The organism is Sphingopyxis sp. (genome assembly GCF_965227415.1).
Taxonomy (GTDB): Bacteria; Pseudomonadota; Alphaproteobacteria; order Sphingomonadales; family Sphingomonadaceae; genus Sphingopyxis.
Window position 1 is genome coordinate 325090 of the sequence record NZ_OZ245749.1, and the last position, 19490, is coordinate 344579.

At 65.0% G+C, this 19490-nt stretch carries 19 protein-coding genes, 1 tRNA gene and 1 pseudogene; 10 read left to right on the forward strand and 11 right to left on the reverse strand.

Annotated features, from left to right (window positions below; genetic code table 11):
- The first annotated feature begins 22 nt into the window (after nt 1–22).
- The 8 genes and pseudogenes from trbK-alt to ACO055_RS01590 all read left to right on the forward strand — a co-directional run bounded on the left by trbK-alt (nt 23) and on the right by ACO055_RS01590 (nt 5855).
- Nucleotides 23–250 (forward strand): putative entry exclusion protein TrbK-alt, encoded by a 228-nt coding sequence (gene trbK-alt / locus ACO055_RS01555; RefSeq protein WP_422060858.1) that lies wholly within the window; start codon nt 23–25, stop codon nt 248–250.
- Nucleotides 247–1527 carry a P-type conjugative transfer protein TrbL gene (gene trbL / locus ACO055_RS01560; RefSeq protein WP_422060859.1) on the forward strand — a complete coding sequence of 427 codons (1281 nt, stop codon included), beginning with the start codon at nt 247–249 and terminating at the stop codon, nt 1525–1527. Before trbK-alt ends, trbL begins: the two co-directional genes overlap by 4 nt.
- A gap of 4 nt (nt 1528–1531) precedes the next feature.
- Entirely contained in the window at nt 1532–2215 is a 684-nt protein-coding gene (gene trbF, locus ACO055_RS01565) for a conjugal transfer protein TrbF (protein ID WP_422060860.1), read from the forward strand.
- Nucleotides 2212–3051: a P-type conjugative transfer protein TrbG gene (gene trbG / locus ACO055_RS01570; RefSeq protein ID WP_422060861.1), complete on the forward strand. Its 840-nt coding sequence runs from the start codon at nt 2212–2214 to the stop codon at nt 3049–3051. The genes trbF and trbG overlap by 4 nt, the downstream gene beginning before the upstream one ends.
- 53 nt (nt 3052–3104) lie before the next feature.
- Complete coding sequence (locus ACO055_RS01575; protein WP_422062391.1) at nt 3105–4277, forward strand: TrbI/VirB10 family protein; 1173 nt, start codon at nt 3105–3107, stop codon at nt 4275–4277.
- Nucleotides 4274–4495: a DUF2274 domain-containing protein gene (locus tag ACO055_RS01580; protein WP_422060862.1), complete on the forward strand. Its 222-nt coding sequence runs from the start codon at nt 4274–4276 to the stop codon at nt 4493–4495. Before ACO055_RS01575 ends, ACO055_RS01580 begins: the two co-directional genes overlap by 4 nt.
- Before the next feature lie 26 nt (nt 4496–4521).
- Nucleotides 4522–4662, forward strand: a pseudogene (locus ACO055_RS01585) (helix-turn-helix domain-containing protein); the annotation flags it as partial.
- Between the two features lie 113 nt (nt 4663–4775).
- Entirely contained in the window at nt 4776–5855 is a 1080-nt protein-coding gene (locus ACO055_RS01590; protein ID WP_422060863.1) for a tyrosine-type recombinase/integrase, read from the forward strand.
- A gap of 33 nt (nt 5856–5888) precedes the next feature.
- Here the strand turns inward: ACO055_RS01590 and ACO055_RS01595 are convergent.
- The 6 genes from ACO055_RS01595 to ACO055_RS01620 form a co-directional block, all read right to left on the reverse strand.
- Nucleotides 5889–5964, reverse strand: a tRNA-Lys gene (locus ACO055_RS01595).
- A gap of 108 nt (nt 5965–6072) precedes the next feature.
- On the reverse strand, nt 6073–7182 hold the full coding sequence (rodA, locus tag ACO055_RS01600) for a rod shape-determining protein RodA (protein WP_422060864.1): 1110 nt from the start codon (nt 7180–7182) through the stop codon (nt 6073–6075).
- Complete coding sequence (gene mrdA / locus ACO055_RS01605; protein ID WP_422060865.1) at nt 7179–9086, reverse strand: penicillin-binding protein 2; 1908 nt, start codon at nt 9084–9086, stop codon at nt 7179–7181. Before mrdA ends, rodA begins: the two co-directional genes overlap by 4 nt.
- Before the next feature lie 10 nt (nt 9087–9096).
- The gene (mreD, locus tag ACO055_RS01610; protein WP_422060866.1) at nt 9097–9618 is read right to left on the reverse strand and encodes a rod shape-determining protein MreD; all 522 of its coding nucleotides are present in this window, start codon (nt 9616–9618) and stop codon (nt 9097–9099) included.
- A complete protein-coding gene (gene mreC / locus ACO055_RS01615) occupies nt 9615–10520 on the reverse strand; it encodes a rod shape-determining protein MreC (protein WP_422060867.1) in 906 nt (301 codons plus the stop codon). The genes mreD and mreC overlap by 4 nt, the downstream gene beginning before the upstream one ends.
- Before the next feature lie 16 nt (nt 10521–10536).
- A complete protein-coding gene (locus tag ACO055_RS01620) occupies nt 10537–11583 on the reverse strand; it encodes a rod shape-determining protein (protein ID WP_422060868.1) in 1047 nt (348 codons plus the stop codon).
- A 197-nt stretch (nt 11584–11780) separates the two neighbouring features.
- On the opposite strand from ACO055_RS01620, the gene mutL reads away from it, so the two are divergent.
- Nucleotides 11781–13592: a DNA mismatch repair endonuclease MutL gene (mutL, locus tag ACO055_RS01625; protein WP_422060869.1), complete on the forward strand. Its 1812-nt coding sequence runs from the start codon at nt 11781–11783 to the stop codon at nt 13590–13592.
- 1 nt (nt 13593) lies between these two features.
- On the forward strand, nt 13594–14124 hold the full coding sequence (locus tag ACO055_RS01630) for a homogentisate 1,2-dioxygenase (RefSeq protein WP_422060870.1): 531 nt from the start codon (nt 13594–13596) through the stop codon (nt 14122–14124).
- Here the strand turns inward: ACO055_RS01630 and ACO055_RS01635 are convergent, their stop codons facing one another.
- The 5 genes from ACO055_RS01635 to ACO055_RS01655 all read right to left on the reverse strand — a co-directional run bounded on the left by ACO055_RS01635 (nt 14125) and on the right by ACO055_RS01655 (nt 19468).
- Nucleotides 14125–14583: a MaoC family dehydratase gene (locus tag ACO055_RS01635; protein ID WP_422060871.1), complete on the reverse strand. Its 459-nt coding sequence runs from the start codon at nt 14581–14583 to the stop codon at nt 14125–14127. It lies immediately after the preceding gene.
- A 41-nt stretch (nt 14584–14624) separates the two neighbouring features.
- Nucleotides 14625–15821: an alkaline phosphatase family protein gene (locus ACO055_RS01640; protein ID WP_422060872.1), complete on the reverse strand. Its 1197-nt coding sequence runs from the start codon at nt 15819–15821 to the stop codon at nt 14625–14627.
- 43 nt (nt 15822–15864) lie between these two features.
- Nucleotides 15865–17433: an alkaline phosphatase D family protein gene (locus ACO055_RS01645; protein ID WP_422060873.1), complete on the reverse strand. Its 1569-nt coding sequence runs from the start codon at nt 17431–17433 to the stop codon at nt 15865–15867.
- Between the two features lie 265 nt (nt 17434–17698).
- On the reverse strand, nt 17699–19111 hold the full coding sequence (locus ACO055_RS01650) for a hypothetical protein (RefSeq protein WP_422060874.1): 1413 nt from the start codon (nt 19109–19111) through the stop codon (nt 17699–17701).
- A 42-nt stretch (nt 19112–19153) separates the two neighbouring features.
- Nucleotides 19154–19468: a hypothetical protein gene (locus ACO055_RS01655; RefSeq protein WP_422060875.1), complete on the reverse strand. Its 315-nt coding sequence runs from the start codon at nt 19466–19468 to the stop codon at nt 19154–19156.
- Nucleotides 19469–19490: the final 22 nt, after the last annotated feature.

The window sequence follows — 19490 nt, forward strand, 5'->3', positions numbered from 1 at the left end:
GGGCCGGGCGGGCGGGCTGGTAATGGGAGCTATCGTTCTGGGCCTTGCGCTGGCCCTTGCCCTTATCGCTGCGCTCGATCCGCCCGCGCCCGGTGCGTCCGCCTCCCAGATCTCCCGGGCGGACGCACCCCCTGACTATGGTGACACGCTGCGCCGCTGCCGAACCGTCACCGAGGCCGACCCCGCGTGCGAAGCTGCGTGGGAAGCCAAGCGGCGGCACTTCTTCCGTTCTGGAAAGTCCGAGCAATGAACGACACTGGCGTCATCGACAATTTCCTGTCGGTCTTCTCGACCTATATCGACAGCGGCTTCGGTCTGCTCGGCGGCGAGGTCGGCTTCCTCTCCTCGACGCTCATCGTGATCGACGTGACGATCGCGGCGCTCTTCTGGGCGTGGGGCACCGACGAGGATGTGCTGCAGCGCCTGGTGAAGAAGACGCTTTATATCGGTGTCTTCGCTTTCATCATCGGCAATTTCCAGGCGCTCAGCGTTATCCTGCTCGAGAGCTTTGCCGGCCTCGGCCTCAAGGCAAGCGGCGGCGCGATGGCGATCGGCGACTTCATGCGCCCCGGCATGATAGCCGCCACCGGGCTCGATGCCGCCGAGCCGCTGCTCGACGCGACGGCCGATCTCGTCGGCCCCGTCGGGCTCTTCACCAACTTCGTCCAGATCCTGATCCTCCTGATAGCTTGGGTGATCGTGGTGCTCGCCTTCTTCATCCTCGCGGTGCAGGTCTTCGTCACGATCCTCGAATTCAAGCTCGTCACGCTCGCAGGTTTCGTCCTGCTGCCGTTCGCGTTCTTCAATCGCACCGCCTTCATGGCCGAGCGCGTGCTCGGGCATGTTATTTCCTCGGGCATCAAGCTGCTCGTGCTCGCAGTGATCACCGGGATCGGCGTCACCCTTTTCGAGCGCTTCATGGAGGCCGGGCTCGGCACCGAGCCCGATATTCGTGAGGTGATGGCGATCGCACTCGGTGCGCTCACCTTGCTCGGCCTCGGCATCTTCGGTCCAAGCGTCGCCAACGGCATTGTCGCCGGTGGTCCGCAGCTCGGGGCCGGCGCCGCTGCGGGAACGACCTTGGCCGCCGGTGCGACGATCGCCGCCGGCGCGGCGGGAGCGACGCTCGCGACCGGCGCCGCGGCGTCGATGGCCGGAAAGGGAGCGGCGGGAGCTTCGCGAGCCGCGGGGTCGGCCTCGGCATCCTATGCCCGCGGGGCATCCGACAAGTCTGGCGTGCGGGCCTTTGGAGCCGGGATGGCAAATGTTGCGCGCGACGCCGCGAGCAGCGCCGGGTCGCCGCTCCGGCAGGCCGCAGCCAAACTCCGCCAGAACTTCGCCGAGGGGCAGGCCGGCAAGGCCGCGCCTGCCGCTTCCGGGTCGGAAGCTTCCGGTCAGCCCGCTTGGGCAGCCGCGATGAAGCGGCGGCAGGCGATCAGCTCCGGCGCGGCCATCGGCGCGCAGACCCTGAAGCAAGGCGACAGCCATGGCGCAGGCTCATCTCCCGACATCAGCCAGAAGGATTGAGATCATGTTCAGACGACCGCACCAACATTATGGCAAGTCGCCCGAGCCGGTGACCCCCTATCAGCGCGCAGCGCAGATCTGGGACGACCGCATCGGCTCGGCGCGGGTCCAGGCAAAGAACTGGCGCCTTGCCTTCTTCGGCTGCCTCGCGCTCTCGGGTGGGCTGGCCTCGGCGCTCGTCTGGCAGTCGCTGCGCGGCACGATCACGCCCTGGGTGGTCGAGGTGGACAAGCTCGGCGAGGCGAGGGCGGTCGCGCCGGCGGACGCGGACTATTCGCCGACGGACCCGCAGGTCGCGTTCCACCTCGCCCGCTTCATCGAGCATATCCGCTCGATCCCCGCCGATCCCGTCGTGCTGCGCGCGAACTGGCTCAGCGCTTACGACTTTGCCGCGACTTCGGGCGCGCAGGCGCTCAATGACTATGCGCGCAACAACGATCCCTTCGCAGAGGTCGGCAAGCAGCAGGTCGCGGTCGATGTTTCGAGCGTGATCCGGGCGTCGAAGGACAGCTTCCGCATTGCTTGGACCGAGCGCCGTTATCAGGACGGCGGCCTCATCGAGACCTCTCGGTGGTCGGCGATCGTGACGGTCACAATCCAGCCGCCGCGCACGCCCGACGCTCTCCGCAAAAACCCGCTCGGCCTGTTCGTGACGGCCATCAATCTTTCGAAGGAGCTTAGCCAATGACCTTCCGCGTCTTGCTTTTCGCTGCCGCCGCCTGTGCGGTGCTGCCGGTTCACGCCGCGCCCGCCGACCCGCGAATGCAGGTGGGCCGCGCCAATGACGCGGCCCGCGTCCAGCCCGAGCCGACGACCTTTCGCAATGCCATCCAGCAATATGCCTGGGCTGAGGGCGCGCTGTTCCAGGTCTATGCGGCACCGGGGCAAGTGACCGACATCGTCCTTCAAGAGGGCGAGGAACTGGTCGGGTCCGGCCCGGTGGCCGCCGGCGATACGGTGCGGTGGATCATTGGCGACACGCTGAGCGGGGAAGGTGATCAGCGGCGCGTGCATATCCTCGTGAAGCCCACGCGGCCCGACATCATGACGAACCTGATTATCAACACGACGCGGCGAACCTATCACATCGAGCTGCGCGCGACCCCTTCGACCTATATGGCCGCGGTCAGCTGGACCTATCCGGTCGATGAACTGATCGCGCTGCGCAAGGCGGAGGCAGAGCGTGTACGATCTGCACCTGTCGCGGCAGGGATCGACCTTCCGTCGCTGAACTTCGCGTACCGGATCAGCGGCGACAAGGTGGCGTGGCGACCGGTCAGGGCATTCGACGATGGCCGCCAGCTGTTCGTCGAGTTCGCACCGTCGGTGGCCTCCGGCGAGATGCCGCCGCTCTTTGCCGTCGGCCCGACGGGCGCTGCAGCGCTGCTGAACTACCGGGTCGACGGTCGCTACATGATCGTCGATCGCCTGTTCGAAAAGGGTGAGCTCCGGCTCGGTGCGGGGAAGGCTGCGAAGACCGTCCGCATCGCGCGCGATGTTCCTGCCGGGCGGGTGCGCCCGTGAGCCGGCGCGAGGATATCGGTGGGGAGCTTCCCGTCGACGTCGACGCGGCGGCAATGCCCGGCGACGTCGCTCCCGCAAGTCCCGATGGTTTCCGGCTCGAGGGCGAGATGCCCCGCGTCATGCGTCTGTCGCGCAAGACGCTTGCCGTCCTCGGCGGCGGGGCGGGGATTGCGATTGGCGGCGCATTGCTCTGGGCATTGAGGCCCGTCGATCCGAAAGCCGCGCGTGAGCTTTACGAGGTGTCGGCGCCGAGCCGGTCCGAAAATGTGACCGGCGCACCCGCCGACTATGGCGCGGTTCCGAAGCTCGGCCCGCCGTTGCCGGGCGATCTCGGGCGACCGATCGTATCGGCCCAGCGCGCAGGCGAGGCGGTCCCAGTACCGGCGATGGGTCCGCCGCCGCCCGATCCGCGTCAAACCGCCAGGGAACAGGCGCAGCAACGCGCCGTGCAGGAGCGAGAAGCAGCAGAAGGCAGCCGCCTTTTCCTTGGCGGAGGTACGGGCGGAGCGCCGGGCGCCGCGATCGTCGACGCGCTGGCGGCGCCGGCCGACAGCGGTAAGGAGACCGGCGGCGCCACGGGCGCACGGAAGGCGTTTCTCGCCGGAGGCAGACGCAGCGCGATCGAAAGCGCCGAACGGGTCGTGGCACCGGGTTCTGCGCACATCGTCCAGGCAGGGACGATCATCCCGGCAGCACTCATCACCGGCATCCGCTCGGACCTTCCGGGACAGATCACCGCGCAAGTGACTCAGAATGTCTACGACAGCCCCACGGGGCGCATTCTCCTGATCCCGCAGGGCGCCAGACTGATCGGCGAGTATGACAGCGAGGTCGCGGCAGGCCAGCGTCGGGTTCTGCTTGCCTGGGACCGGCTCATCCTTCCCGGTGGAAGATCGATCCTCCTCGATCGTCAGCCGGGCGCCGACGCCGCCGGCATGGCAGGGCTGGAGGACGGCGTGAACAATCATTGGGGACGGATGCTGCGCGCGGCGTTGATATCTTCGCTGCTGGGCGTCGGGACCGAGCTCGCCGCAGGTGGAGAAGATGATCTTGTCCGCGCGCTGCGTTCTGGTCTGCAGGACAGCACGAACGAGGCTGGTCGGCGCGTGGTCGAGCGCGAGCTTTCGGTCCCGCCGACGCTGACCATTCGCCCGGGCTTTGCGTTTCGCATCATCGTCACCCGCGACCTCATCCTCGAAGACCAGAGCCGGGGAGGGGCGATATGACGAAGCTTCGCCTTGGCCCGATTGCCGAAGAAAAGCCGGTCAAGCTGACGCTCGAGCTTCCGGGAGCCTTGATGCGCGAACTGCAGGATTATGGCCGGGTCCATGCAAAGCTGACCGGTCTGGAATCGGCTCTGCCCCCGGAGCGTCTCATTCCGCCGATGATCGAGCGGTTCATCGCGAGCGATCGCGAGTTTGGCAAACAACGTCGAAGAGGCTGACGGTGCTGGCGGCCGCCGATATCGAGGTGCCGGGGCCTGGTTCACCCGCACTCGAAGAGGCGTGTCTTCCGCAGCGCGTTCTCGACGTCGACCAGGCGGCGGCGCTGCTCGATGTTCATCCCAATACCATTCGGACGTACGCGAAGGCCGGGCTGATCCCGGCTGCGAAAATTGGTCGGTTCTGGAGGTTTCTCGAAAGCGATCTTGTCGCGTGGATTCGGGAGCACTATCCTGCGCACGCACGAATGCAGCCAGGTGCCTCAACCAAGGAGGTAAGCCTATGGCACTCTGGAAACGTGCAGAAACATACTATGTCGACATCACAAGCCCGGACGGAAGCCGAATTAGACAATCGACTGGCACAACCGACCGGACGAAAGCGAAGGAATACCACGACAAGCTGAAGGCTCAGCTGTGGGACTTGAGCAGACTGAAGCAGAAGCCGAAGCGGACATGGGACGAAGCGGCGCTGCGGTGGCTGAAGGAGAAGGAGCACAAAAAGTCCTTGCGGGGCGATGTGCAGCGGATCCGTTGGTTCACCGGTTATTTGCGGGGGAAGACCCTCGATCAGATCGACCGCAGTCTCGTCGACGGACTGATTACGAAACATATCCACGCCACGGATCGCACCAGGGATCTTTATGTTGCGATCATTCGCGGCATTTTCCGGATCGCGATGCGGGAGTGGGAATGGATCGATCAGATCCCGGCGTTCAAGACCTATGAGAAGAACAAGACGGTCAGGGTTCGATGGATTACCCACGAGCAGGCTAGAACGCTTCTCCTCGAACTGCCCGAGCATCAGCGCGACGTGGTCCTGTTTGCCCTGTCCACTGGTCTGCGCCAGGGGAATGTTCTCGGCATGACCTGGGACCGCATCTTCCTGGAGCGGCGCTCGGCGATTGTCGATCATGGCGATACGAAGAACGCGGACGCCCTGGGCGTGGCGCTCAACGATATCGCGGTGGCTGTCCTCGAACGGCAGCAGGGCAAGCACAAGACGGCCGTGTTCACCTATCGGGGCGAGCCGCTCCGTTCGGCGAACACACGGGCATGGCGAAAGGCGCTCGTGCGCGCGGGGATCAGGAATTTCCGCTGGCATGATCTTCGCCATACCTGGGCAAGCTGGCTGCGGCAGGCGGGTGTTGCCACCTGGGTGCTTCAGGAACTCGGCGGCTGGAAATCGGAGGCGATGGTGCGGCGCTATGCGCACATGTCGACCGAACATTTGCAGCCCTATGCCGACCAGCTGGGATTCGAGCCCGATCTCGATCGGGAGCGGGTCCGCCGCGCCGAGGGAGGTTACGACACAAAATCACCTACAAAGCTCAGCGAAAACGAGCTTCGTCTGGTGGCCTAAGCGGCGTAACTATCTGAATATAAAGGAAGAAAATGGTGGACGCACTAGGGCTCGAACCTAGGACCCGCTGATTAAGAGTCAGCTGCTCTACCAACTGAGCTATGCGTCCACGTGCCATTTCGGCAGTCTTGGCGAAGCGGGCAAAAGCGCCTGTCTCGCGAAGAGAGCGGGCCGCTATCATGGTGTTTCGGCCTTGGCAATGATCAAATGAAAATTTTTACGAATGAAAGCGCCGGCTGCCCGTTTTGCTGTCGTTTTCGATCGCCAATATGATGCCGACGCACGTCATGATCGTCAGCATCGACGACCCGCCATAGGAGAAGAGCGGCAGCGGAATGCCGACGACGGGCGCCATGCCCATCACCATCGACAGGTTGATCGCGATGTAGAAAAAGATCGTCATGGTGAGGCCGGCGGCGGTCAGCTGGCCGAAGCGCGTCCGCGCTCTGATCGCGACGCGGGTGGACCAGCGGAGCAGCAGGAAGAAGGCGAAGAGCAGGCCGAGCCCACCGATCAGGCCCCATTCCTCGGCCATCGTCGCAAAGATGAAGTCGGTGTGGCCTTCGGGAAGATAGTCGAGGTGGCTCTGCGACCCGTTGAGGAAGCCTTTGCCACCGATTCCGCCCGATCCGATCGCGATCTTCGACTGGCTGATATGATAGCCGGCGCCGAGCGGATCACTTTCGGGGTCGAGGAAGATCAGCACGCGCTTTTGCTGATAATCATGGAGCATCGAGAACAGGACGGGAAGCGCGGCCGCGCCGGCGGCGGCGGCGCTGCCGAACCACCAGAAGGGCAGGCCTGCGACGAACATCACGACCACGCCGCCGACGCAGATCGCCAGCGCCGTGCCGAGGTCGGGCTGAAGCATGACGAGCGCGGCGGGGGTGCCGATCGCCGCGAGCGCGGGCCACAGCGCGGTGAAGGTGCGTGTGTTGCCGGGCGGAAGCTGGGTGTAAAAGCGTGCGAGCGCGATCACGATCGCGACCTTCATCAGCTCCGACGGCTGAAGATTCATGAAACCGAGGTTGAGCCAGCGCTGGCTGCCGCCGCCGACAAAGCCGAGCAGTTCGACCGCGATCAGCAGGAACAGGACGCCAAGATAGCCAAGATAGGCGAAATCCTCGAAAATCCGGAGCGGGAAGCGCCCGACGACGAGCGCGGCGCCCAGAAAGACGAGGAAGCGCACGCCCTGTTGCCAAGCCCAGGGCGACCAGCTGCCGCCCGCCGCCGAGTAGAGCACGAGCAGGCCAAAGCCGCAGATCGCGCTCAGCAGCGCCATGAGCTTCCACGGGAAGCGCTGGATGGCGGGTGGAACCGGGATCATTGCGCGAGCCCCGGATCCGGGGCCGCAATACCGGCCTTCCAGGCGGCGTAGCTGCGGTCCATGCGTTCCTTGATCGTGCCGCCCCAGCCAGCCTCGAAGGTTTCGAGCGCCTCCATGCCTTTCTCGCGGTCATAGATGAAGGTGAAGATGTCCTTGGCGACCGGTGCCGCGGCGCGCGACCCCCCCAGGCCGTGCTCGATGATGATCGAGGCGGCATAGCGCGGATTGTCGACCGGCGCGAAGCAGACGAACAGCCCGTGGTCGCGAAACTTCCATGTCCCGCCCTTGCCGTTGCCGGTGTTGAGCCCGCGCACCTGCGCAGTGCCGGTCTTCCCCGCCATCGCGATACCGTCGAGCGGCAGGCGGCTGCGCCCGGCGGTCCCGCCCGGCCCGTTGACGACGAGGTTCATGCCCTGACGGGCGGTCGCGAGCGCCTCGGCGGAAAAGGGAAGGGGATCGTTCTTGAAATGACGGTTGACGAGGCGCGGGTAGAGATTGCGCCCCGACGCGATGCGCGAAGCCATGACGGCGAGCTGGAGCGGATTCACGCTGACATAGCCCTGGCCGATGACGGCGTTCAGCGAGTCCGACGCCGACCATGGCTGGTCATATTTGCGCATCTTCCACGCGCTGTCGGGAATGGTGCCGAACCGCTGGTTGCTTCCCGCGAGCTGGAATTCCTCGCCCAGTCCCAGCAGCTTCGCCGTCGGGGCGATCGCGTCATAGCCCAGCCGGTGCGCGACCCAATAGAAATAGCTGTTGCAGCTTTTCATGATCGCGGTCGGCATGTCGACGCTGCCGTGGGTGCCGAGGCAGCGGAAGAAGCGGTTGCCGAGGCGATAGCCGCCGATGCAGGTATGGCGTTCGCTGGGGTCGATGCCATGTTCGATCGCGGCGATCGCTGCCATCGGCTTCAGCGTCGAACCCGGCGGATACAGCCCGCGCGTTGCCTTGTTGATCAACGGCTGATGGTCGTCGGCGCGCAGCCAGCTATATTCCGAATTGCTGATCCCGTCGGAAAAGCTGTTCGGGTCGAAACTCGGCATCGACACGAAGGAGAGAATATCGCCGTTGAGCGTGTCAATGATGACCGCCGCGCCGGATTCGGGGCCCATGCGCCGCGCGACATATTCCTGCAGGTCGGCATCGATCGTCAGGTGGACGGTCTTGCCCTGCGTATCGGCCTGGGTGCTGAGCTCGCGCACGACCTTGCCGCGCGCGGTGACTTCGACACGCTTCGCGCCGGGTTTGCCGCGCAACATTTCCTGGAAATATTTCTCGAGCCCGTCCTTGCCCGTCTTGTACCCCGGCGTGATGTACAGCGGGTCCTTGACCTTCTCATACTCCTCTGCGGTCGGCGCGCCGACATAGCCGATCAGATGGCCGACTGCGGCGCCCGTCGGATAATTGCGCGCAAAACCCCGCTGCGGCGCGATGCCGGGTAGTTCGGGCAGGTGGACGAGGATCGAACTATATTCCTGCTCGGTCATATCTTCGGCGACCGCGACCGGCTGAAAGCCCGAGGCCGCGTTGAGGTCGCGCCGAATGCGCTCCATCGCGTCGTTGTCGAGGCGGAGCAGGGTCCGGAGCTGCCCGAGCACCATATCCTTGTTGTGCAGCCGGTCGGGAATGATGTCGACGCGCAGCGACACGCGGTTGTTGGCGAGCGCCTTGCCGTGGCGGTCGACGATCCAGCCGCGGCGCGGCGGTACGAGCGTCAGATTGACGCGATTGCTTTCTGATTCAAGCACATAGCGTTCATTGTCGACCACCGAAATATAGGCCATGCGCACGCCGAGCGCGACGCCGAGCGCGGCCTGGGCACCGCCGACGACGAGCGCACGGCGGGTGAAAGTGAAGCCGCGCCAGGCTTCGGTGATCGGGGGACTCTTTTTGCCAAACATGAAGGGGGTTTTATCGGCGTTTCAGGCGGAAATTGTCAAACTTCCCGGTGAGGCGAAGAAAGAGCGGGACGAGAAGAAGCGAGACGATAATTTGCGGCGCCACGAGCCCCAGAACGCGACCGGTCGCGGCGTGCGGATGCGTCAGCAGCGCGGCGGCCGCCTGGACGATGGCAACGAGCAGCCCGCCGATCGCCCAGTCGTGGAAGAAACCGCGCCAGTAAATGCGCTGCGAGATATAGGCGATCGCGATGCTTGCGGCGGTCCAGAGGAAGATCGCGGTGCCGATCGGCGCGCCACTGAACAGATCGTCCCACAGGCCCAGCGGCAGGCCGATCCACACCGGCCACATTTCGGTCCGCAGCAATTGCCAGCTGAGGAAAAAGAGCAGCCCGAGCGGCGGCAGTACCGGCGAACTCGCCACCAGCGGCAGCATCAGCGGCAGCGCCGATGCGAACATGACGGTGACGATTGGCACGAGGCGCATCCGCCACAGCGATGCCGGTTCGCCGAGGCGCGGCCCTTTCTGGTTCATGGCGCTTTGGGAACTTCCGGAACCGCGTCGGGCGGCGGCGCGAGCTGCGCTTCGGCATTTTCGGGTGTGTAGGGTCGCAGCACCGACACCGCATCGACCTTCGCCGGATCGGCAAGCGGGCGGGCGAGCGCGCCGTCGTCCTGGCGGCGGATGACGATCGCGACCGGGATATTCGGCGGATAAAGGCCGCCGGTGCCCGAAGTGACGAGGATGTCGCCGGGCTTGAAAGGGTTGTTCGCAATGTTGAGCGTGCGGATGTCGAGATCGCCGTTGCCGCGGCCATAGGCAAGCGCGGGGAGGCCATCGCGCGCGCGTCTGACGGGCACGATATTGTCGATGTCGGTGATCAACAGCACCTGCGACACCGAAGGACCCGACCCGAGGATGCGCCCGATCAGACCGTCGGCGCCGCGAACCGGCTGCCCCGACGCGACGCCGAGGTTGCGCCCGATGCTGAGCAGCGCGATGCGCTTGCTGCTCGTCGAGGTCGAGGTCAGGAGATAGCCGTTTGCAATCGCGGTCTTGTCGGTTTCCTGCAGCTTGAGCAGCGTCTTGAGCTGACGATTTTCTTCCTGCAGCGAGCTGGTCGCGACGAGCTGGCGCCGCGTTTCCGCAAGTTCCTTGCGCAGCCGGCGGTTCTGCGACCCTGCGCCGACATAGGCCGACACCGCATCGTCGATGCCCGAGATCGAGCCGATCGCCGAGCGACTGACGCGCGCGATCGGCGCCGTCACCTCATGGCTGGCGAGGCGCAGCTGGGCGAACCCCACGGGGTCGACGACCGAAAGCACCGCCAGTAACAAGCCTGCCACGGCCCCAGTCACCGCGATGACATAGGCTACGAACAGGCTGTACTGAGCCTTTCGGGATTGCCCCGGACGTCTATGTGCCGGGCGAACCATTGGTCAGCTTTGCCGATCAGGCTTGCTGCAGCACGCCGCGGAAGGCCGGATCCTCCATCGCGCGGCCGGTGCCGATCGCGACGCAGGTCAGCGGATCCTCGGCGACGGTGACGGGCAGGCCGGTCGCGTCGCGCAGCAATTCGTCGAGTTCGGCGATCAGCGCGCCGCCACCGGTGAGCACGATCCCCTGGTCGACGATGTCGGCCGCGAGTTCAGGGGCGGTGTTTTCGAGCGCGATGCGCACGCCCTCGACGATCGTGCCGATCGGTTCGGACAGGGCTTCGGCGATCTGCGCCTGGTTGATCGAGATTTCCTTGGGCACGCCGTTCACCAGGTCGCGGCCCTTGATGTGGATTGTCAGGCCGACGCCATCGGCGGGAACGCGCGCGATGCCGAAATCCTTCTTGATCCGCTCGGCGGTCGATTCGCCGATCAGCAGATTGTGGTGGCGGCGGACATAGGAGACGATCGCTTCGTCCATCTTGTCCCCGCCGGCGCGAACCGACGTGGTGTAGGCGAGGCCGCGCAAGCTCAGCACGGCGACTTCGGTGGTGCCGCCGCCGATATCGACGACCATCGAACCGATCGGCTCGGTAACGGGCATATCGGCGCCGATCGCCGCGGCCATCGGCTCCTCGATCAGCCACACTTCGCTCGCGCCGGCGTTCGATGCGGCGTCGCGGATCGCGCGGCGTTCGACGCTGGTCGAGCCCGATGGGACGCAGATCACGATTTCGGGGCTGCGGAACGCGTTGGGCTTGCCGCCGTGCACCTTGGTGATGAAGTGCTTGATCATCTGTTCGGCGACGTCGATGTCGGCGATGACGCCGTCGCGCAGCGGACGGATGGCTTCGATGCTGTCGGGGGTCTTGCCCATCATCAGCTTCGCGTCGTCGCCGACGGCCTTCACCCGCTTGATGCCGTTGATCGTCTCGACCGCGACGACCGAGGGTTCGTTCAGGACGATGCCCTTGCCGCGCACATAGACCACCGTGTTCGCGGTGCCGAGGTCGATTGCCATGTCTTGGGAATTGAATTTAAACCAGCGGGAAAAGAAGGACATCGATACTGCTTCCTGTCATCGACAGCGCGGCCTTCGAACGGGCCGCACCACCGTCGTCAAAATTGTTCGTTCCCGTGCCGACAACAGGACCAAATCTGGGGGAGATTCCGGCTCTGCCGAGGTCGGCTGGCTGGACAGGAAGATCAGGCTGTGCGGGTGGGTCGCGATTTGGGTTCGACTGCGCTAGGAGAGGCCCCATGTCAATACGTCGCCTGCCCGAAAAGCTAGTAAATCGGATCGCAGCCGGTGAAGTGGTCGAAAGACCCGCCGCAGCGCTCAAGGAACTGGTTGAAAACGCCATCGACGCCGGTGCGACTCGCATTTCGGTGCGAATCGCCGAGGGCGGAATTTCGCGGCTCGAAGTCGAGGATGACGGCTGCGGAATGACGGCGTCCGACATGGCGCTCGCGCTCGAACGCCATGCGACCTCGAAACTGCCCGACGATGCGATCGAAGATGTCACGACTCTGGGATTTCGGGGCGAAGCCTTGCCCTCGATCGCCAGCGTCGCGCGGTTGACGCTGGAAAGCCGGGTGGCGGGCGGCGACGGATGGAAGCGTGTCGTCGACAACGGCGCCGTCGTGGCGGAAGGGCCCGCGGCGCTGGCGAAAGGTACCCGCGTCGTGGTCGAAGATCTGTTCGCGCGGGTGCCGGCGCGGCGCAAATTTCTGCGCAGCGGACGCAGCGAATATGCCGCTTGCCTCGATGTCGTGAAGCGCCTCGCGATGGCGCGGCCCGACGTCGGCTTCACGGTCGAGCATGACGGCCGCCGCGTGCTCGACGTCCAGGGCGGGCAGGACCAGATCGCGCGCGTCGCGGCGCTGACCCAGCGCGAACTCGTCGCCAACAGCATCGGTGTCGATGTCGATCGCGGCGACGTGCATCTCGGCGGCGTGATCAGCCTGCCGACTTACAATCGCGGTATCGCCGACCATCAATATCTGTTCGTCAATGGCCGTCCGGTGAAGGATCGGCTGCTCGTCGGCGCGCTGCGCGGCGCCTACGCCGACCTGCTCGCGCGCGATCGCCATCCGGTCGTCGCCTTGTTCCTCGACGTGCCGACGAGCGAGGTCGATGTGAACGTCCACCCGGCAAAGACCGAAGTGCGGTTCCGCGATCCGCAGCTGGTGCGCGGCATGATCGTCGGCGGTCTCCGCCGGGCGCTCGACGAGCATGGCTTTCGCAGCGTCCAGCGCCCGGCCGAAGCCGCGCTCGCGGCGTGGCAGCAGGAGCCGGTCGCGCCCGAGCCCGCGACCGGATTTCTGTTCGGCCGCCGCACCGAGCCTGCGGTGCATCTGTTCGGCACCGACATTGCGCCAGCGGCCGATGATGTTGCGCGCGTCTATGACCGGCTCGTGCCCTTTGCGTCGGCGGCGCCGCTTGCAGGGCGGGCCGAGGTTGCCGAAGCACTGCCGCCACAGGCCGAGGAACATCCGCTGGGCATCGCGCGCGGCCAGATCGCGAAGACCTATATCGTGGCGGAGGCCGAGGACGGGCTGGTCATCGTCGATCAGCACGCCGCGCACGAACGACTGGTGCTCGAACAATTGCGCCGCGGCATGGGCGGCCAGCGCGTGCCCTCACAAGGCCTGCTGCTTCCCGAGGTTGTCGAGCTCGACGAGCCAGCATGCGACCGGCTCGAAGCCGCGGCGGCACAGCTCGCAGCGCTGGGTGTCGAACTCGAACGCTTCGGCCCCGCCGCAGTGATGGTGCGCGCGACTCCTGCGATGCTCGGCGCGATCGACTGCCGCAAGCTCGTCACCGACATCGCCGACGATCTGGCAGGCTATGATGCGGCGCTCGGCCTGAACGAAAAGCTGGAGCTTGTCGCAGCGACGATGGCTTGCCATGGTTCGGTGCGTGCGGGGCGGACGTTGAGCGTTCCGGAAATGAACGCGCTGCTCCGCCAGATGGAAGTGACGCCGCATTCGGGGCAGTGCAACCATGGCCGCCCGACCTGGGTGAAGCTTGCGATGGACGATGTCGAGAAATTGTTCGGAAGGAAATAGGATGAGGTTTCACATTGCCGCCGCGCTGTCGATTGCGGCCTTGATGGCAGCGCCGACGATCGCTGCAGCGCCGGCCAAGACGGCCGAGGTCTGTCCGGCAAAGCCCGTTCTGCCGCCCGAACTTGCCGACTGGTCGCGCAATGTGTCCAGCAAGACCATCTATGGCTATGGCGAGCCGCGTGACATCGGCTGGCCAGCGCTCGGCGCGGCGCGGACCGAGTTGTCGCTGCACAAGACCGAGAGCCTTCGCTATTGGATCGCGCCCGAGCGCGAGCCCGACGTCTTCAAGTTCGGCGGCATGGTGCCGATCGATGTCAAGAAGGCGGGCCGCCTCGTCGTCGCGCTCGATGGCGGCGCGTGGATTGACCTTGTCCATGAGGGCGCGGTGGTGAAATCGGCGACGCACGGGCATGGCCCGGCCTGTTCGGGCATCCGCAAGATGGTCGAATTCGACGTGACGCCGGGCCGCTATCTGCTCCAGATCGTCAACGCGCCTTCGGACAAGATTCGCGCAATGGCCGTAATGCGCTGATCAGTCGGTGCCCGCTTCGTCGCGGACCCGAATGAGGCCGGTCGACCGCATCGTCATCACCGGCTCGTCATTTTGATTGAAGACGGTCAGCTTTGATTTGAATAGGCCCATTTCCCGGCGGCTTTGGGATCGACGTTTGTCGAGGACCTCGCTTTCGCAGCGAAGCGTGTCGCCCGGATGAACCGGTTTGAGCCAGCGCAGTTCATCGACGCCGGGTGAGCCGAGGCCGGCCTGTTCCGCACCCGCCATATTATCGACCATCATCCGCATCGCCATCGCGCCGGTATGCCAGCCGCTGGCCGATAGGCGGCCGAAATAGGTTGCGGCCGCCGCGTCGTCGTCGAGATGGAAGGGCTGGGGGTCGTATTTGCTGGCGAAGTCGAGCACTTCTTCGCGAACGACCTGTTTGTTGCCGAACCGGCGAACCACGCCGACTTCGATATCTTCATAATAGAGCATGGCTCGCCTATGGCGCGGGCAACGGGGGGAAGGCAAGTCGCCTAATGCGCGAGCCGCTTGACGAGAGACCCGCTGGCATCGCTCGGCAGCGGTGCGACACCGATCAGCCGCATCAGCAGCGGATAGACTTCGATATTGTCAACGATACCGATGTTGCCCGAAAGCCCGGTACCGTTCGCGACGAACAGCGCGAGCATCTGCGGGTCCTGATTGTCATAGCCGTGCGCGCCGCCCCTGACTGGCCAGTTTGGCTTGCCCGCGATGATCGACCAGCCAGGCTCGGCGATACAGATGATCGCGGCAACGCGCGGGTTGTGGCCATAATGCAGCCGTTCGGGCAGCGTCTCGCGCCGGTTGCACGCCATATGATCGTGCGGTTTCAACAGCGCCTCATAGACGCGATTGTCGGTGCCCGCCGCAGGCTCGATCGCGGCATAGGGGCCGGTCTCGACCGCGACGATGCTGGGCAGGTCAATGATGTCGGCGAGCTGGATGGTGCGGCTCTCGTCGATCGCGCGCATGCCATGGTCGGCAACGACGACCAGTTGCACGGGCTGGGCCATCGCCGCGAGCTGCGCGACCAGATCGCCGATGCGCGCATCGACATCCGAAATTGCAGCATTGACCTCGGCGCTGTCGGGGCCGAATCCATGGCCTGCATCATCGACCGCTTCGAAATAGAGGGTGACGAAGGCCGGCCGGATATCGGCGGGACGACGCATCCAGTCGAGCACCGTGTTGACGCGCTGCGCATAGCCGACATGCTCGTCATAGCGCAGCCAGTCGGGCGGGCGCACATCGTGGATCGCGACTTCGCTGCCCGGCCAGAACATCGTCGCGGTGCGGACACCCGCCTTGTTCGCGGTGACCCAGGCTGGTTCGGCCTCGTCCCACCAGAAGGAATCGAGCGATTGCTTTGCGTCCCCCAGGCTGAACTTCACGTCGGGGCGCCGCGGGTCGATCATGCTGTTGCCGGTGATGCCGTTCGTGTCGGGGCGCTTTCCGGTGACGATCGCATAATGGTTCGGGAAGGTCTTCGTCGGAAAAGACGGACGCAGCGCGCCATGGGCGCCGTCGGCCGCAAGTTTCGACAGATGGGGCGTGATCCCGCGATCCAGATAGTCCGCGCGAAAGCCGTCGATCGAAATCAGGATGGTGACGGGTTTGCGGGCGTCCTCCGCATGCGCGGCGGTTGTCGCAGCGAACAGCAGGAGCAACGGCGAAAGAAAGCGTTTCATCTGCGCTCCGCTATGGCCGATATGTGACGCGTCCACGACAGCGTCAGGCCATCTTGATCCCGGCCACGCCATTCTCGACCACGCCGGTCGCGCGCTTCGACAGCGTGTTGGTCGGCGTCGTCACCTTGTCGACGACCATGAAATGCGTCTGCCATGCCTCGCGATTGACCTCGCACACCAGATAGCCGCGCTGGTCGTTGGCGAACTTGAGTTCGGGGTTGAGCTTCAGGAACACGTCGGTGCCTTTGCGCAGGTCGCTGCCGTCGCCGCCGCTGGAGATCGATGTGCCGACGAACTCGGCGCCGACGATCTTGTCCCGGAGCACCAGGTCGCCGCAGAAATTCTGATGCTCGTCGCCGGTCAGCACGACCGAATTCTTGAGCCCGGCGAAGCGCGAGAGGATGCGTTCGCGTGGCGCTTCATAGCCTGGCCAGCTGTCGAGGTTCACGATCTTCTTCGGCTCGTCCTCGCGGCGGCGGCGGTCGAGCGACATCATCGTCACCTGCTGCGCGATCCCGTTCCACGTTGCGCCGCCTTCGCCGAGATTCTTCGCAAGCCAGTCCTCTTGCGCCTTGCCGAGGACCTGTGCATCCTTGGCGAACACCTCGGGACAAGTCGGCTTGAAACCGTCGCCGCATGCCTGGTTGCTGCGATATTGGCGGGTGTCGAGCACCTGCATCGCCATCAGATTGCCGTAGCGAAGCTCGCGGTTTGCGGCGATGAACCCGCCACGCGGGAGCAGCGCCTTGCGTACCGGCATATGCTCATACCAAGCCTGGAACGCCGCCTGCCGGCGCAGCATGAAGACCTCGGGCGGCGGCGCGTCCGGATCGTTGCCGTCGAGGTCCATCTTCCAGTCGTCATGGACAGAGACCCAGTCGTTGCGGATCTCGTGATCGTCGAAGCTGGAAACGAAGGCGTGCGACGAGCGCGCCGCCTGCATGTCGATGTCGAACAGCGTCTGCGAATAGGCGGTTCGGAAGTCGCCGAGGTCCTGCAATCCGCGCAGCGCATATTTGCGGACCGGCCGGACGGGCAGGCCGTCGGGGAAGAGATAGTCCTGCTGATATTCATAGATGAAGTCGCCATAGTGATAGACGAACGCAAGGTCTTCACGGGCGAGATGGCGATAGGCGCCGTAAAACCCCGACTCATAATGCTGGCAGCCGCAGACGCCGAACTTCAGCGCATCGACGTTGGCGCCCACTGCCGGCAACGTCTTTGCACGGCCGCGGAGGCTGCGTTCGCCGCCGGCGGTAAAGCGGTAATAATAGGGACGGGCGGATTGCAGCCCGGCAACCTCGACATGGACGCTATGGCCCAGCTCGGGCCGCGCGAGTTCGGTGCCCTTGGCGACGATTTCGCGAAAGCCGCTGTCGGGCGACACTTCCCATTCGACGGGCACATTGACCAGCGGCATGCCGCCGTGGGGCGCGAGCGGGTCGGGCGCGAGCCGCGTCCAGATGACGAAACCGTCGCTCGCAGGATCGCCGGCCGCGACGCCCAGGCTGAACGGAAAATCACGAAAGAAGCCGGCTTCCGCGCGCAGGATTGCGGGCGCCGAAAGCCCGGCGAGCGTTGCGGTGGCAAGGAAATGGCGGCGGTTCAGCATGGCGGCTCCGAAGGGCGAAAGGTACGACTCAGCGCGAGCGGCATAGCCCAGCCGCGCGCGCATGCCCATCCGCCGCTTCGGTCCTTTTGCCGCTTGTCAGGCTGCCCCAAGTTTGAGACAGATCGATGATCAACCGGGGGGACGATCGGGACTGAAGCTGGTCAATCCTGCTTCGTCATGCCGGATGCGATCCGGCATCCATCGTGCCGCCTGGCCTGATGGACCCCGGAGCAAGTCCGGGGTGACGAGAGAGGACTATGTCTTACTACCGGCCGATGCTGAGCCGCGCGAAGACCGTCGCGCCGATCGGGTTCCTGCCATAGGCTGCGTCGAGCTGCCGCGGCTTGTCGAACGCGGCGACGGTGCCGCCCAATGCCAGGTTCAGCGGGCCGACGAGTGGGACCCGATAGGCATAGCCCGCCTGGACCTTGGTCACGCGGAACGGCGTATCGTGCAGCGGATCGTCATGGTCGGTGAACAGTTCGTCATTCTTCACATTCTCTACCCGCCCGAAGATCGTGTGGTGGTCGTCGATATCCCAATTCACTTCGGCAAGCCACGCGGTCAGCGTGTCGCCGGGATCACGGTTCTTGGCGCTGAATGCCGCGGTCGCCGACAGGCCGCTGCCAGTGGCATATTGGACGCTGGCGGTCGTGCGATGCTCATTCTCGCCCGCATGCTGCGCCTCGGGTTCCTTGAGCCGTGCGTGGCTGACCTGCAAAGCCCAGGCGGGCGAGGGCGTCCAGGTTCCGCGCAGCGACCAGCTGTCGAAACGCGGCTTTTCGATGTTCCAGCGCTTCTCGTCGGGCTCGCGCCCGGTGAACAGCGAGCCTTCGAGCTGGACCTGGCGATTCTGGAAGCCGAGCGTCGCGACACCATAGGTGATGTGCGTCGAATCGAACCAGTGATGTGTGATCGGCGCCTCGGGATTATAGCGCGCACTGCCGCGGTGCATGAAGGCGCTCGGGCCGATCGCAGGCTCGCCGACCGGGCCGCCATAGACGAACAACCGTTCGCCATTGTCGCCAATATCGACGTCGATACGACCCGCCAGTTCCATGAACAGATCGTGCGGATGCTGGCGGTCGACGAGCGGCTCGCCGTTGGCCGTTTCGCCGGTCGCAAACAGGTTCGGATAGCCGCGGTTCGACATCAGCGGCTCGAGGCTCATCATCGACTTGAGCTGGATGCGGCCCCAGCCGGTGTCGGTCTCGCCCGAGAGCATCAGCATCGACTGGATATAGGTCTTGTCGTCGCCGCGCGGCCCCGACTGGTCCGAATAGACGCCCCAGGCAAAGCCGTGCGCCATCACCATCCAGTCATCGCCCGCATCGATATGAAGGCCGGTGTGGCCGCCTTCGTTCGCGGGCAGGCGTGCGGTGCCAGAGCCTTCTGCCGGGCTTCGTCCGCTTTGATCCTTGCGGATTTCGATGGGGGTCGCGTCGATCCGCATATCGTCCGGCACCTGCCGCCTGGGATCCTTGATAACGGTCATGTCGTCGCTGGGGCAGGTCGCGGGGGCGCAGGTCTCCCCATCGTGTTTCGGTTGATCGGGCGCGGGTGTTTCGGGCATCCGATGGCCGGCGTGAGGGTCGTGCTCGCCATGATCCTGCGCAATGGCGGACAGGGGAGTAAAGGCGAACGCCGCAGCGCCCGCCAAAAGAAATGGCTTCAACATCATGATATCCTGACAAAAGCTAGAACGGGGAATTCCGGCTTTTCAGGGTCGCGGTGGCGGAATGCTCGGCAGGATATCGGCGCCGGCGAGCGCGGTCATCGGGCGAATGTGCGGCGCGACCGCCGCGAGTGGCGGCGGCGATGTGAGCAGATTGACGGCAGGGCTGGCGACGCAGCCGATACAGAAATGGCCCGATGCCTTGCCTTGGTCGCCATCGGGTTGATGGTGCGGGGTGCCCACCGGTATCGCGTCGTGACAGCTGGCAGCGGGCGTCGTCGTGTCGGCCTGAACCGGTGCGGCCACCGCGGGCAGTGACAAGCCGATCAGAAACAGCATCAGGAGCAAATGGCGCAGCATCGAACCCAGCCTTAGCACAAAC